Origin of the sequence: Mesorhizobium sp. M0296, from assembly GCF_040321675.1 — a bacterium.
Classification (GTDB): Bacteria; Pseudomonadota; Alphaproteobacteria; order Rhizobiales; family Rhizobiaceae; genus Mesorhizobium.
In genome coordinates this window covers 1-13,145 of the sequence record NZ_JAMYRZ010000080.1, presented here as the reverse complement: position 1 = coordinate 13,145, position 13,145 = coordinate 1, and the positions used below count along the sequence as shown (strand labels likewise).

Annotated in this window: 12 protein-coding genes; 10 read left to right on the top strand and 2 right to left on the bottom strand. The window is 62.1% G+C overall.

From position 1 onward, the window contains the following. Positions 1-199: 199 nt before the first annotated feature. Positions 200-1,528 (bottom strand): DNA polymerase IV, encoded by a 1,329-nt coding sequence (locus NKI97_RS34825; RefSeq protein ID WP_352838546.1) that lies wholly within the window; start codon positions 1,526-1,528, stop codon positions 200-202. 68 nt (positions 1,529-1,596) lie between these two features. On the opposite strand from NKI97_RS34825, the gene NKI97_RS34820 reads away from it, so the two are divergent. Together NKI97_RS34820 and NKI97_RS34815 are read left to right on the top strand one after the other, a co-directional pair. After that, complete coding sequence (locus NKI97_RS34820) at positions 1,597-2,172, top strand: GNAT family N-acetyltransferase (RefSeq protein ID WP_352838545.1); 576 nt, start codon at positions 1,597-1,599, stop codon at positions 2,170-2,172. A 317-nt stretch (positions 2,173-2,489) separates the two neighbouring features. Further along, a complete protein-coding gene (locus NKI97_RS34815; RefSeq protein ID WP_352448687.1) occupies positions 2,490-3,830 on the top strand; it encodes a hypothetical protein in 1,341 nt (446 codons plus the stop codon). Between the two features lie 193 nt (positions 3,831-4,023). Here NKI97_RS34815 and NKI97_RS34810 read toward each other — a convergent pair whose 3' ends face one another. Then, the gene (locus NKI97_RS34810) at positions 4,024-4,323 is read right to left on the bottom strand and encodes a DUF3572 domain-containing protein (RefSeq protein ID WP_352448688.1); all 300 of its coding nucleotides are present in this window, start codon (positions 4,321-4,323) and stop codon (positions 4,024-4,026) included. Between the two features lie 172 nt (positions 4,324-4,495). On the opposite strand from NKI97_RS34810, the gene NKI97_RS34805 reads away from it, so the two are divergent. From NKI97_RS34805 to NKI97_RS34770, 8 genes are all read left to right on the top strand, one after another. Continuing rightward, the gene (locus NKI97_RS34805) at positions 4,496-4,912 is read left to right on the top strand and encodes a response regulator (RefSeq protein ID WP_348625950.1); all 417 of its coding nucleotides are present in this window, start codon (positions 4,496-4,498) and stop codon (positions 4,910-4,912) included. Positions 4,913-4,945: 33 nt separating this feature from the next. Further along, entirely contained in the window at positions 4,946-6,319 is a 1,374-nt protein-coding gene (locus NKI97_RS34800; RefSeq protein ID WP_352448689.1) for a PleD family two-component system response regulator, read from the top strand. Positions 6,320-6,781: 462 nt separating this feature from the next. Then, complete coding sequence (locus NKI97_RS34795; protein ID WP_023679986.1) at positions 6,782-7,516, top strand: FadR/GntR family transcriptional regulator; 735 nt, start codon at positions 6,782-6,784, stop codon at positions 7,514-7,516. Beyond that, the gene (locus NKI97_RS34790) at positions 7,513-8,700 is read left to right on the top strand and encodes a PLP-dependent transferase (protein WP_352838544.1); all 1,188 of its coding nucleotides are present in this window, start codon (positions 7,513-7,515) and stop codon (positions 8,698-8,700) included. The genes NKI97_RS34795 and NKI97_RS34790 overlap by 4 nt, the downstream gene beginning before the upstream one ends. 29 nt (positions 8,701-8,729) lie before the next feature. Beyond that, on the top strand, positions 8,730-10,007 hold the full coding sequence (locus NKI97_RS34785; protein ID WP_031212851.1) for an ABC transporter substrate-binding protein: 1,278 nt from the start codon (positions 8,730-8,732) through the stop codon (positions 10,005-10,007). Positions 10,008-10,221: 214 nt separating this feature from the next. Next, the gene (locus NKI97_RS34780; RefSeq protein WP_023679983.1) at positions 10,222-11,145 is read left to right on the top strand and encodes a carbohydrate ABC transporter permease; all 924 of its coding nucleotides are present in this window, start codon (positions 10,222-10,224) and stop codon (positions 11,143-11,145) included. Next, positions 11,145-11,993 (top strand): carbohydrate ABC transporter permease, encoded by an 849-nt coding sequence (locus NKI97_RS34775; RefSeq protein ID WP_352684119.1) that lies wholly within the window; start codon positions 11,145-11,147, stop codon positions 11,991-11,993. The genes NKI97_RS34780 and NKI97_RS34775 overlap by 1 nt, the downstream gene beginning before the upstream one ends. Positions 11,994-11,997: 4 nt before the next feature. Beyond that, a complete protein-coding gene (locus NKI97_RS34770) occupies positions 11,998-13,065 on the top strand; it encodes an ABC transporter ATP-binding protein (RefSeq protein WP_352750705.1) in 1,068 nt (355 codons plus the stop codon). Positions 13,066-13,145 lie beyond the last annotated feature (80 nt).

Below are 13,145 nucleotides of genomic sequence, written 5' to 3'. Positions count from 1 at the left end.
CCGTTGCAGGCAGGGCGCCGTCCACATATGGATCCCAGGGTCTCCGCGACGGAGCTTCGCTCCTGCTCCGCCCTGGGATGACGAAGACGTGGTGGCTTATCGCTAATCGCAACCTTGGAGATTGGCAGCCCGATCGGCAGGCTCCCATCCACAGCCCTTTCAGGCTCTGTCAAAGAACCAAAACCTCTGTGCAGAGGAACTAGTCCTCGACCGGTTCGGGCGGATGGGCATCGCGGCCCTTGCCGAAGGTGTAGCCAGTTTCCACCGCCCTGCGGCCGAACTTGCCGCGCAGCGTGTCGATGGCGCCTTCGGCCATGGCGCGCTTGCGTGACTGGACGTCGACCAGATCGGGCGGGTCCGCCCGGTCATCGTCGGAGAGATCGCTGACGCCAATGCCGAGCAGCCGGTATTTCGTGCCATCCGCTTCCTTGCGCAGCAGCTCAAGCCCGGTCTGAAAGATGCGGTCGGCCAGCCGGGTCGGATCGCCGAGCTGGCGATTGCGCGTGCGGATCTTGAAATCCTGGGTCTTCAGCTTGAGGACGACGGTGCGTCCGGCAATGCCGGATTTCTTCAGCCGGGCCGAGACTTTTTCCGACAGCGCCCTCAGCACCGAAACCAGTTCGTCGACGGAGGCGATGTCGGTATCGAAAGTGGTTTCCGCCGAGACGCTTTTCGCGTCCTGGTCGGGAACGACGCGACGGTCGTCCTCGCCGCGCGAAAGCCGGTAGAGCCGGTCGCCCATGACGCCGTAGCGGCGCATCAGATCGCCACGTTCCATGCGCTGCAACTGGCCGATGGTGCGGATGCCGTCGCGCTCGAGCGTGGCGGCAAAGGCCTTGCCGACCCCCCAGATCAGCGTCACCGGCTGCTCGGCCAGGAAGCCGATAGCCTCGGCCTCGCCGATCACCGAAAAGCCGCGCGGCTTGCGGAAGTCCGACGCCACCTTGGCCAGGAACTTGCAGTAGGAAAGGCCGGCCGAAACGGTGATGCCGATCTCCTTTTCCACGCCGAGTGCGAAGCGCGCCAGCACCACCGCAGGCGGCAGGCCATGCAGGCGCTCGGTGCCGGCGAGGTCGAGAAAGGCCTCGTCGATCGAGAGCGGCTCGACCAGCGGCGTCAGCGCCTGCATCATGGCGCGCACCTCGCGGCCGACGCGCACGTATTTTTCCAGGTCCGGCGGCAGGACCACCGCTTCCGGGCAGGCTTCGAGCGCCTTGAACATCGGCATTGCCGAGCGCACGCCGTGGATGCGGGCAATGTAGCATGCGGTGGAGACAACGCCGCGCTTGCCGCCGCCGATGATCAATGGCCGGTCCTTCAACGCCGGGTTGTCGCGCTTTTCGACCGCCGCGTAGAACGCGTCGCAATCGATATGGGCAAGGCGCAGCCGGTAGAGCTCCGGATGGCGGGCGAGCCGTGGACTGCCGCAGCGCTCGCAACGGCGTGCCTCGCTGCGCTGAAAACTCAGGCAGTCGCGGCAAAAACCGTGTTCGGGATTGTTGACAGGGGCCGCCATCGCTGCGAACATAAAGAGAACAAATGCAATGGTACGTCAGGACGGACGCCACGACAAGGCGGTGGGCCGGGAGAGAGCTCATGAATACGACCATAGCGCCGCTAGTGCCCGAGCTTTGGGCGGATTTCGAAGATCTTTTCGGTAGGCAAGGCGCCTGCTACGGCTGCTGGTGCACACATTTCCGGCTGTCGCCCGCAGCGCGCCGCGCGAGCAACCGGGAGCGCAACAAGGACCACATCAAGGCGCGGATCGAGGCCGGACCGCCGCCCGGCCTGCTGGCCTTGGAAGGTGGTCAGGCGATCGGCTGGATGCAGATCGGCCCGCGCGCCGACGTGCCCGAATGGAACAACCAGGGCAGGGGGTCGGCGCCGATCGACCCCGCCGACGCCAGCGATCCGGGCGTCTGGGCGATCTCCTGCTTCTTCATCCGGACCAAGGCGCGCGGCAGGGGCGTGTCGCACCGTCTGGTCGCGGGCGGCATCGAGTTCGCCCGCCAGAACGGCGCGCGGCTGATCGAAGCCTGCCCGATCGATCTATCGAAGGATTCGCGCTCGATCGGGCTGTTCGTCGGCTCGTCGCGGGTCTTCGAAAAGGCCGCGTTCCAACGGTTGGTCGAACGTAAGCCGGGCCGGCCGCTGGTGCGGCTGGTGCTTTAGGCAATGCCGCGGTCGACATCGATCCGTCCGGCTCGCCTTGCGGTTGTGATAGTAATTCCCTACGAAATGAGAAAGGGCAGAAAATTCCCATGGCCCAACGGAGAACAAGCGTGAACCGTGTCCTGCCAGTCGTCTTTGTTCTCGCGCTCAGCGCGCCTGCCTTCGGCCAAGCGGTCGACAGGCAAGGCGCGAAGCAGCTTTCCGACGATCTGGCGCACTACATCGGCAAGAAGCTGTTCGATATCGGGTTCGTCAAAATTTCAGTCGACGGCGATGCCTACAAGCTCGCTTTCGACTTCAAGCCAGTCACGGATTTGATGGCAAAGCAGCAAGCCTTCAAGTTCGACGTCACGCCTTACTTCGTTCTGGCGAAGCCGCGCAAAGATGGACACTGGGACGTTTCGGCGGACGTGTCCCCGAAGGGGTCTGTTGATTTCGTCGGTCCGGAGGGGCCGCAGCACATCGACTTTTCCATTTCAAACAACAAGTTCACCGCTATCTATGACCCCGATCTGGCGGCCTTTGTGAACGCCTCGGGTTCCACTTCGGGCGTCACGATGAGTGTAAAAAGCCCGCTGCAGAATGTGGAAGCCTCTGCGGATGGCGGCGCTGGCAGCATGAGCGCGACGAAATCAGCGAATGGCGGCATAGATTTTGCGTATTCACAGACAATGACCGCCTTTGCCGAAACCGTCAGACTGGACGATCCCAAGAGCGGTCTGAAATTCTTATACAATGTCAAATCGCCGCACGCGGCGGTGGATGCGACGGGCAAGGGCATGCGGACAAAGCCGCTGCTCGACCTGCTTGCTTTCATTGTGGCGACTGATGATGCAGCCAAATTCAAGGCGGATGAGGCGGAGTTCAAATCGCTTCTGACGGCAGCACTGCCATTGTGGGAGCGGATCGACGGCACCTACGGCTTCAAGGACTTTGTGGTGGAGAGCCCGGTGGGCAAGTTCGGTGCGACGCAACTGAATACCGCCGTCGGCATGGACGGCATCGCCAAGGACGGCAAGATCAACTACGCGTTCAAGGTTTCCGGCCTGACAATACCACAGCAGGTGCTGCCCAGCTGGAGCGTTGCGTTGCTGCCGACGGATATCGACCTCAACTTCGGCGGCGCCAACATCGATCTGGACAGCATGGCGAAGAAAACCATCGAAACCCTTGATTTCAGCAAGGATCCACCGCTGCCGGCAGATTTCGGCAACCAGATCTCCGCCGATTTCCTGGCCAAGACGCCAAAGGCCATTCTCGGACACAGCACGATCAAGAACGGCAACATCGAGATTGCCATGGAAGGTGAAATGACGTTCCCCGGCAAGAAGCCCGACGCGAGCATGACCATCGATGTCGCGGGCTATGACAAGATCGTGGAGGCCCTGCAGACGGCGGCCAAGACCGAACCGGAAGCGGCACAGTATTTTCCGTTCGCACTCGCTGTCAAAGGGTTCGGCAAGGCACTGCCGGATGGTCGACTGGAATGGGTCGTCAACGCTAAGGCAGACGGTTCGGTCACGGTCAACGGCGCCATGCTGAAGCCGGCCGATGCCGTTCAGGACAACCCCATCATGGACCCAAGCAAGGCTACCGTTCCGGATCATGGCTCGGGCGAGAATGACAATGGCGGGGCAGGGGCGAAGTTGAAACCCTAAGCGCCGAGCTTGAGCGGTTCATCGTTTCACGGAAACGCTGAACCGCTCCATGTCTTTGTTTTTTGCGCAATTCCGGACGGGAAACCGTTTCACACTTTTCCTGGAATTGCTTGTCTTATGACTTTCGCTGCCGGCGTCAAAGCCCGAGTGCACTCACGATTTTCGCCGCGGCGATCTGTCTCGGGATCGCCGCTTATATCGAATGCTCATGATTGTCGTCGCCGAGCGGCAGCGCCCGCAATGCCTTGCCGACTGCGGCGGGCGGCGTTCCGGTCTCCTCGGAAAAACGCATCAGCGTCGGCTCGTGGGCAAGGATGAACTGCAGCACGCCGGCCAGGAATCCCGGCTCGCCCGCCGCCTGGCGGATGGAATGGGCTTCGATGCCGGTGATCGCCAGGAAGCGGGGCAGAAGTTCCGGATCGGCGGCGACGAAGCCCAACGCCTTTACGGCAATGGTTTCCGCTTCCTCGCGCATTGACGCTGCGTTTGCCATCGCTACCTTCCTTCATGGGCGGAATCGTTCTGTTTTCGCAGTAGTGGCAAGTGTCGCCGGCAGCAAGCTCGCCGACCTGGAATCCGAACGCTTTTAGGGCGGCCGGTTTCCGTTTCGTCAATCATATTGCCATATAGTGGGAACAGGTTTGGTGCGTGCCGACAAGGGGCGCATGACGGCACCCTTCGAGTGGAAGGCCAGCCGGGACGGGAAATCGATGCCAAAGAAGGTTATGATCGTCGAAGACAACGAGCTCAACATGAAGCTCTTTCGCGACCTCATCGAAGCGAGCGGCTATGAGACGGTGCGCACACGCAACGGCCTGGAAGCGCTGGATCTGGCGCGGCAGCACAGGCCGGACCTCATCCTGATGGACATCCAGCTGCCGGAAGTGTCGGGCCTCGAGGTCACCAAATGGCTGAAGGAGGACGATGATCTCCACGTCATCCCGGTCATCGCCGTCACCGCCTTCGCGATGAAGGGGGACGAGGAGCGCATTCGCCAGGGCGGCTGCGAGGCATATATCTCCAAGCCGATCTCGGTGCCGCGTTTCATCGAAACCATCAAATCCTACCTGGGCGATGCCTGATGTATCTTTCCAGCCGAGCCGGAGCTTTGTGAAATGACCGCGCGGATCCTCGTCGTCGACGACATCCCAGCAAATGTCAGGCTGCTGGAGGTTCGGCTGCTCGCCGAATATTTCGAGGTCCTGACCGCCACCAACGGGCCGGACGCGATCGAGATCTGCGAGAACGGCAAGGTCGACGTCGTGCTGCTCGACGTGATGATGCCCGACATGGACGGGTTCGAGGTCTGCCGGCGGCTGAAGGGCGACCCGGCGACATCGCACATCCCTGTCGTGATGATCACCGCGCTCGACCAGGTTTCGGACCGGGTGCGCGGCCTCGAGGCCGGCGCCGACGATTTTTTGACCAAGCCGGTCAACGATCTGCAGTTGATGACGCGCGTCAAGAGCCTGGTCAGGCTGAAATCGCTGACCGACGAGCTGCGGCTGCGCGCCTCGACGACACGCAATATCGGCATCGAGGAGCTTTTGAGCCGCAACTTCGCTGCCGACGATGCGGTGCCGAAGGTGCTGCTGGTCGACGAGCGCAAATCCTCGTTCGAGCGCATCCAGAAGATGCTGCGCGGCAGTGCCGATCTCGACGTCGCCAACGATCCGCATGCCGGCTTCTTCCAGGCCGCCGAGCAGCCGTATGAATGCGTGATGATCTCGACGGCCTTCGCCGATTTCGACCCGCTGAGGCTCTGCTCGCAATTGCGCTCGCTCGATCGCACCCGTTTCCTGCCGATCATCCTTCTGGCGGACGAGGGCGAGGAGGGGCGTATCATCCGCGGCCTCGAACTCGGCATCAATGATTATCTGATGCGGCCGATCGACCAGCAGGAGCTGACCGCGCGGCTGCGTACGCAGGTGCGCCGCAAGCGCTACAACGACCAGCTTCGCGCCAGCGTCACCCAGACCATCGAGATGGCGGTGACCGATGCCCTGACCGGCCTGCACAACCGGCGCTATCTCGACAGCCATCTGCAGACGCTGTTCGACCGCGCCGTGGCACGGCGCCGGCCGCTGTCGGTGATGATCACCGATCTGGACCGCTTCAAGAGCATCAATGACGCGCATGGCCATGACGGCGGCGACGACGTGCTGCGCGAATTCGCGCGGCGGCTGCGCAAGAATGTGCGCGGCATCGACCTAGCCTGCCGCTTCGGCGGCGAGGAGTTCGTCGTGGTGATGCCGGACACCGACGGCGCGGTGGCCGAAAAGGTCGCCGAGCGCATTCGCGCCGAAATCGCCCAACTGCCGTTTCCCGTCGGCGCCGAAGGCAAAGCCGTCGAAGTCACCGTCAGCGTCGGCGTTTCGTCGGTGCTGAAAGGGGTGGACACGGTCTCCGCGCTAATGAAACGCGCCGACCTTGCGCTCTACGAAGCCAAGAGCGGCGGCCGCAATCGCGTCGTCGCCAAGGCGGCTTAGCACCGAACACCAATTGCCGGGTCAACGCGACAAGGTTACGAATTTACCTTAATCCAAGCGATTTGCGAGGGTTGGTTAAGAAACGGTTGATTTCCATAAGTTGTTGCGCAAATGTGCAGCCCTTAGACGTAACCGGCACGAGGCTAGATCGCCGGTTCGACCCGAAGAATACCCCATGATGCTCAGGTCCGCCGCATCTCCTGGGTCCGTGGGGTCGGCCGGCCGGCGCTGGCACATAGTGGCCTCCTCGTACCGCTGCCAAACGCCGGCCGGCCCCCAATTTTCAGAACACATCAGGATTCTACGCCAAGACCCGGAAAACGCTTGGTTTTTGTTGCGGCAGCGACAGCGCGCCCTTTGAAATAGCCGGCTGGCAGGGCGTATGCGCCCGCAGTCGATTGACAGGGCCTGTCTTCTATGCAGAAATTGGTTGGACCATTGAGCCATTTGGGACCCGTTGGCATGACCGAATTCGGCCTTTCCCCCATACAGGCAACTGCTCGCGACGACGCGGTGCTCAAGGCGCTGGCCGGCTTTGTGATGCGGGAAGCCCTCGGGCCCGGCCAGAGACTGCCGACCGAACGCATCCTCGCCGAGCGCCTCAAGGTGAGCCGCAACACCGTGCGCGAGGCGTTGACGCGCTGGGAAGGGCTCGGCCTGGTCGAACGGCGGCAAGGCAGCGGCACCTATCTCAAGGGAGTGGTCTCGCTGGACATGCTGCACATGCCGCTGACGCTGGCCGGCGGCAATGATTTCACCAGCCTGATGCAGACGCTGGAAATCCGCCGCGCGCTGGAAGCGGAAGCCGCCGCCCTGTGCGCCGTCCGCGCGGGCCAGGCAGATCTCGTCGAGATCGGGCGCAAGCTCGACATTATGGAGCAGGCCTTCCACACTCGCGCCGGGATGTCGGCGGAGGAGGACTGGGAATTCCACCAGTCGATCTACCGCAGTTCCGGCAATCCGCTGTTCGAGCAGATCATCGCCGCCATGCACGAACTGTTCCATCGTTTCTGGGAGCATCCGCTCGGCGTGCGTGATTTCGGCCACGCCAGCTTTCCTTACCACCGCACCATCTACGAACGCATCGCCGCGCACGATCCGGAGGGGGCTCGGGCCGAGGCGCTCAAGCTGATCGCCACCGTCGAGGACGATCTGAAGCGCGGCGCGGCCAAACTCGAACTTTCAGGCCAGAAATGAGCGATCATCCCGCCGGTTTCGAAAACGACTATCTCGCCGAGGCAGCGACGCTTCTCGCCCATGACGAGCCTTTCCCCGGCGGCGCGGTGGTCCCGCCGATCTACCAGACTTCGCTCTTCACCTTCGCCAACTATTCCGAGATGGCCGACACATTCGCCGGCAGGCGACGTCAGCCGATCTATTCGCGCGGCGACAACCCGACGGTCATGGAGTTCGAGGCGCGTGTCGCCGCTCTCGAAGGCGCGGAGGCCGCCCGCGGCTTTTCCAGCGGCATGGCGGCGATCAGCGCCACGGTGCTTGCTTTCGTCGGTGCCGGTGAGCGCATGGTTGTAGTGCGCAATTGCTACGGCGATGCCTACCGGCTGTTCGAACGGCTTTTGCCACGGCTCAACATCAAGGTCGACTATGTCGACGGTTCCGATCCGGACGCGGTCGCGGCAGCACTTCCCGGCGCCAAGCTGCTCTACCTGGAAAGCCCGACGTCGATGATGTTCGAGCTCCAGGACATAACCCAGCTGGCGCGGCTGGCCAAAGAGCAGGGCATCGTCACCTCGATCGACAATTCCTGGGCTACGCCGGTGTTCCAGAAGCCGATTTCGCACGGTGTCGACCTGGTGTTGCATTCGGCCTCGAAATATCTCGGCGGCCACAGCGACACCGTCGCCGGTGTGGTGGCCGGTTCGGCCGCCCATATCCGACATATCAACGAGCAGACCTATTCCTATCTCGGCGGCAAACTTTCGCCTTTCGAGGCCTGGCTGTTGCTGCGTGGCCTGCGAACATTGCCGCTGCGGTTGCCGCACCATATGAAGAGCGGGCTGACCATCGCCGAACGGCTGAAAGCGCATGACCATGTCGAGCGGGTCAACCACCCGGCCTATTCCAACCATCCAGGCAAGGCGACGCTTGCCGGCTATGCCGGGCTGTTCTCGTTCGAAGTGACGGAAGACGTCGACATCCCGGCTTTCGTCGATGCGCTGAAACTCTTTCGCATCGGCGTCAGCTGGGGCGGCCATGAGAGCCTGGTCGTTCCGGCAAAGGCCTCGCTCGAGCAGACGCCGGGCCTGAATTCGATGGCGCGCTTCGGCGTCAGCCCACGAACCATCCGCTTCAGTGTCGGATTGGAAAGTGTCGAAGACCTGTGGGCGGATGTTGCCCAGGCCTTCGACAGAGCAAAAAGATAAAGGAGCCGTTCAAAATGGGAGTGCTGAACATGAAAAAACTGAGCATCCTTCTTGGTGCCGTCGCGGGTCTGGCGATTTCCGCCGGCAGCGTGCTGGCCGATTCCACGGTCAAGATGGTCGAGGTAATCACCAGTCCGCCGCGTACCGAATTCCTCAAGAAGCAGATCGCCGAATTCGAGGCGGCCAATCCGGGCGTCAAGGTCGAGCTGGTATCGCTGCCCTGGGGCCAGGCGTTCGAGAAGTTCCTCACCATGGTGCAGGCCGGCGACACGCCCGACATCGTCGAGATGCCGGAACGCTGGATGGGTCTCTATGCGACCAACGGCCAGCTCGAGGATCTCGGGCCATACATGGCCAAATGGGACGATGCCAAAACGCTGGGCGAGCGTGCGAAGCAGTTCGGCTCGACGGTCGATAACAAGCAGTACATGATCCCTTACGGCTATTACCTGAACGCGCTGTTCTGGAACAAGAAGCTGTTCAAGGAGGCCGGTCTGGACGGTCCGCCGGCGACGCTTGATGAATTCGTCGAGGACTCCAAAAAAATCTCGGCGATACCGGGCAAATACGGCTACTGCCTGCGCGGCGGCCCGGGCGCCTTCAACGGCATGCATATGTTCATGAACATCGCCGCCGGCAAGGGCGGCTATTTCAACGAGGACGGCACCTCGACCATCAACGAGGAAGGCTCGGTCAAGGGCCTGCAGATGCTCGCCGACATGTACAAGAACGGCCTGGCGCCGAAAGATGCGGTGAGCTGGGGTTTTAACGAGACCGTCACCGGCTTCTACAGCGGCACCTGCGCCATGCTGAACCAGGATCCCGACGCGCTGCTCGGCATCGCCGACAAGATGAGCGCCGACGACTTCGCCGTGGCGCCGATGCCGGTCGGGCCGAGCGGCAAATCCTATCCGACGCTCGGTTATGCCGGCTGGGCGATGTTCGCCAATTCCCAGCACAAGGACGATGCATGGAAGCTGATGGCGACGCTGTTGTCGCCCAAGGACAATCTGGAATGGGCAAAGGAAGTCGGCGTCATTCCAATCCACAACGGCGCCGACCAGGACGCCCACTTCAGGACCGAGCAATTCAAAGGCTGGTTCGAGGAACTGAACAACGGCGACAAATACGAGATGGTGACGCCTCCGACGCATTTGGAAAATCTCGGCAATTTCGTCGACCAGGTGGCGATCAAGAATTTTCAGGAAGTGCTGCTTGGTCAGAAGGCGGCCAAGGACGTGGCCGACGAATGGGCCAAGTTCCTGACCAAGGAACAGCAGGACTGGCTGGCCAAGAACAAGAAATAGCTTTTGTTCCTTCTCCCCGTTCACGGGGAGGGGGTGCCACGAAGTGACGGATGAGGGGCGGCGCCAACCCGTCGCGGCTCGTGTTGCCTCTCATCCGCCTGCCCGTCCTCCGCAGCAGCTGCGCTGCAGCTGCGGAGGGTGGACCGGCATCTCCCCGTAAACGGGGAAGGCGCTGTCGCCAGCCCGTGCTTACCCAGGAGACGATCCAGTACCAATGACCTATGCCGTGTCCGAAATCCGATCCGCCGGCAGGCCGCGAAAGAAGCGGCTATCCCATGCCGCGATCGAGCCTTGGCTCTATCTTAGCCCGGCGATCGCGCTGCTGGTCGTCGTGCTCCTGGTGCCGCTGGTTATCGGTGTCGGCTACTCGTTCCGCAAATTCTCTGCTTTCAAATCCGAATATGTCGGGCTTGGGCAGTATCAGGCGATGCTGTCGGATCCTGTGCTCGGGCAGGCGCTCGTCAACACGCTATGGTGGACGGCAGCCAGCCTGTTCTTCCAATTTTTCCTTGGACTTGGCCTGGCGCTGCTGCTCGACACGCCGTTCCGGGGCAGAAAGATCGTGCAGGCGGTGGTGTTCCTGCCCTGGGCGGTACCATCCTTCCTCTCGGGCCTGACCTGGGCCTGGCTGTTCAACCCGATCATCGGGCCGCTGCCGCATTGGCTCTACGCCTTGGGGCTGAAAGCCGAGCCGACCAACGTGCTCTCCGATCCCTCGACAGCCATGTGGGGGCCGATCGTCGCCAATGTCTGGTTCGGCATTCCCTTTTTTGCCATCACGCTTTTGGCGGCGTTGAAGTCGATCCCGTCAGAACTGCATGAGGCGGCGGCGATCGACGGCGCCTCGCCGTGGCAGCGCTTCACCAAGGTGACGCTGCCGTTCCTGGCACCAACCATCGTCATTACCGTCATGCTGCGCACGATATGGATCGCCACCTTCGCCGACCTGATCTTCGTCATGACCGAAGGCGGGCCTGCCGGTTCGACCGCTACCGTCCCGGTCTATATCTACGTCAGCGCGTTCAAGTCGCTGGACAAAGGCTATGCCTCCGCGGTGGCGGTGCTGCTGCTTGTGCTGCTCATCGTCTATGCGATTGCACTGATCGGCATCCGTCGCTCGCTGGTGAGGCACGTCTGATGATTGCCGGACGCTCCGTCTCCTCGCGCATTCTCGGCGGCATCGGCCTTTACGGCGGCATCGGTGCCTATATGGCCTTCGCGTTGTTCCCGATCTTCTGGACGTTGAAGATCTCGGTTACGCCGGAGCGGCTGCTCTATTCCGAAGGCATCACTTTTTGGCCGTCGCAAGCGACGCTGCAGAACTTCGTCACCGTGCTCGAAGCCACCGACTTTCCACGCTATTTCCTGAACAGCGTTATCGTTTCGGTGTCGACGGCAGCCTTCGTAACGGTGATTGCCACGCTGGCCGGCTACGCCATGTCGCGATTTTCCTTCCGCGGCAAGGCGACCCTGGCCATCCTGCTTTTGCTCACCCAGACTTTTCCGCTGGTGATGGTCATTCCGCCGATCTACCGCATCATGGGGCAGATCGGCCTCATCAACAGCCTGACCGGCCTCGTCATCATCTACACCGCGTTCAATACGGCCTTTGCGACCTTCCTGATGCAATCTTTCTTCGACGGCATCCCGAGAGACCTGGAAGAGGCAGCCATGATCGACGGCTGCACGCGCCTGCAGGCGATGCGCAAGGTGATCGTGCCGCTGACGCTACCCGGCATGGGCGCGACGCTCGGCTTCGTCTTTACCGCCGCCTGGAGCGAGTTGCTGTTTGCGCTGATGCTGATTTCCAGCGACGACCAGAAGACCTTCGCGGTCGGCCTGCTCACCTATATCGGCAAATTCGCGGTCGACTGGGGACAGATGATGGCTGCTTCCATCCTGGCGCTGATCCCGGTCTGCGTCTTCTTTGCCTTCCTGCAACGCTACCTCGTCACCGGCCTTACCGCCGGCGCCGTCAAGGGATAGATCGATGGCCTCCGTTACACTCGACAAAGTCCGCAAAGACTATGGAGCCGTGCGCGTTCTGCACGCGGTCGATCTCGAAATCGCCGACGGCGAGTTCGTCGTTCTGGTCGGCCCGTCCGGCTGCGGGAAATCGACACTGCTGCGTATGATCGCCGGGCTGGAGGAGGTCTCCGACGGCGAAATCCATATTGGTGAGCGCCTGGTCAACGACATTGCGCCAAAGGACCGCGACATTGCCATGGTGTTCCAGTCCTACGCGCTCTATCCGCACATGGACGTGTCGAAGAACATGGGTTTCAGCCTGATGCTGAGAAAGGCCGGCAAGCCGGCGATCGATGCAAGGGTGGACAGTGCCGCCAAGCGGCTCGGGCTCGATACGCTTCTGCAACGCCTGCCGCGGCAATTGTCCGGCGGCCAGCGCCAGCGCGTCGCCATGGGACGGGCCATCGTGCGCGACCCGAAGGTCTTTCTCTTCGACGAGCCGCTTTCGAACCTCGACGCCAAGCTGCGCGTTCACATGCGTGCCGAGATCAAGGCGCTGCACCAGCAATTGAAGACCACTTCGGTCTATGTCACCCACGACCAGACCGAAGCGATGACAATGGCCGACCGCATCGTCGTCATGCATGACGGCCTCGTCCAGCAGGTCGGTGTGCCGCTCGATCTGTACGACCGGCCGGTCAACATGTTCGTCGCCGGGTTCATCGGCTCGCCCGGCATGAATTTTCTGCCTGCCGTGGTTGAAAAGGGCGCCAAGCCGGATGCCATCCTGGCCGACGGCCAGAAGCTGAGGCTGCCAGACGGCCTGCCGCTCAGGGATGGCGATACGATCACCGTCGGCTTGCGGCCCGAGCATATCCGGCTCGCCGACAATGGCGCGCTGAAGGGCGAGGTGGGTGTCGTGGAGCCGCTCGGCCTGTCCACCCAGTTCTATGCCAGGCTTGCCGGCCAGCAGGTCTGCGTGTTTGCCATGGGCCGGGCCAGCGTGAAGCCGGGTGAGGCCGTGCGCCTGTCGGCTGATCCGGCATCGCTCCATCTGTTCGATCCGGCAAGCGGCGGTCGCATCGGCTAGAGCGGTTCCTGATTTGACGGAATCGAAGGGGATTCCGGATCAGTCGGTTTTGTGATTCAAGATGCTGGCTGGAGTGGAGG

Coding starts and splice junctions, on each gene's coding strand:
- NKI97_RS34825 (WP_352838546.1), bottom strand. CDS start 1,528: ATGTTCGCAGCGATGGCGGCCCCTGTCAACAATCCCGAACACGGTTTT.
- NKI97_RS34820 (WP_352838545.1), top strand. CDS start 1,597: ATGAATACGACCATAGCGCCGCTAGTGCCCGAGCTTTGGGCGGATTTC.
- NKI97_RS34815 (WP_352448687.1), top strand. CDS start 2,490: ATGGCAAAGCAGCAAGCCTTCAAGTTCGACGTCACGCCTTACTTCGTT.
- NKI97_RS34810 (WP_352448688.1), bottom strand. CDS start 4,323: ATGGCAAACGCAGCGTCAATGCGCGAGGAAGCGGAAACCATTGCCGTA.
- NKI97_RS34805 (WP_348625950.1), top strand. CDS start 4,496: ATGACGGCACCCTTCGAGTGGAAGGCCAGCCGGGACGGGAAATCGATG.
- NKI97_RS34800 (WP_352448689.1), top strand. CDS start 4,946: ATGACCGCGCGGATCCTCGTCGTCGACGACATCCCAGCAAATGTCAGG.
- NKI97_RS34795 (WP_023679986.1), top strand. CDS start 6,782: ATGACCGAATTCGGCCTTTCCCCCATACAGGCAACTGCTCGCGACGAC.
- NKI97_RS34790 (WP_352838544.1), top strand. CDS start 7,513: ATGAGCGATCATCCCGCCGGTTTCGAAAACGACTATCTCGCCGAGGCA.
- NKI97_RS34785 (WP_031212851.1), top strand. CDS start 8,730: ATGAAAAAACTGAGCATCCTTCTTGGTGCCGTCGCGGGTCTGGCGATT.
- NKI97_RS34780 (WP_023679983.1), top strand. CDS start 10,222: ATGACCTATGCCGTGTCCGAAATCCGATCCGCCGGCAGGCCGCGAAAG.
- NKI97_RS34775 (WP_352684119.1), top strand. CDS start 11,145: ATGATTGCCGGACGCTCCGTCTCCTCGCGCATTCTCGGCGGCATCGGC.
- NKI97_RS34770 (WP_352750705.1), top strand. CDS start 11,998: ATGGCCTCCGTTACACTCGACAAAGTCCGCAAAGACTATGGAGCCGTG.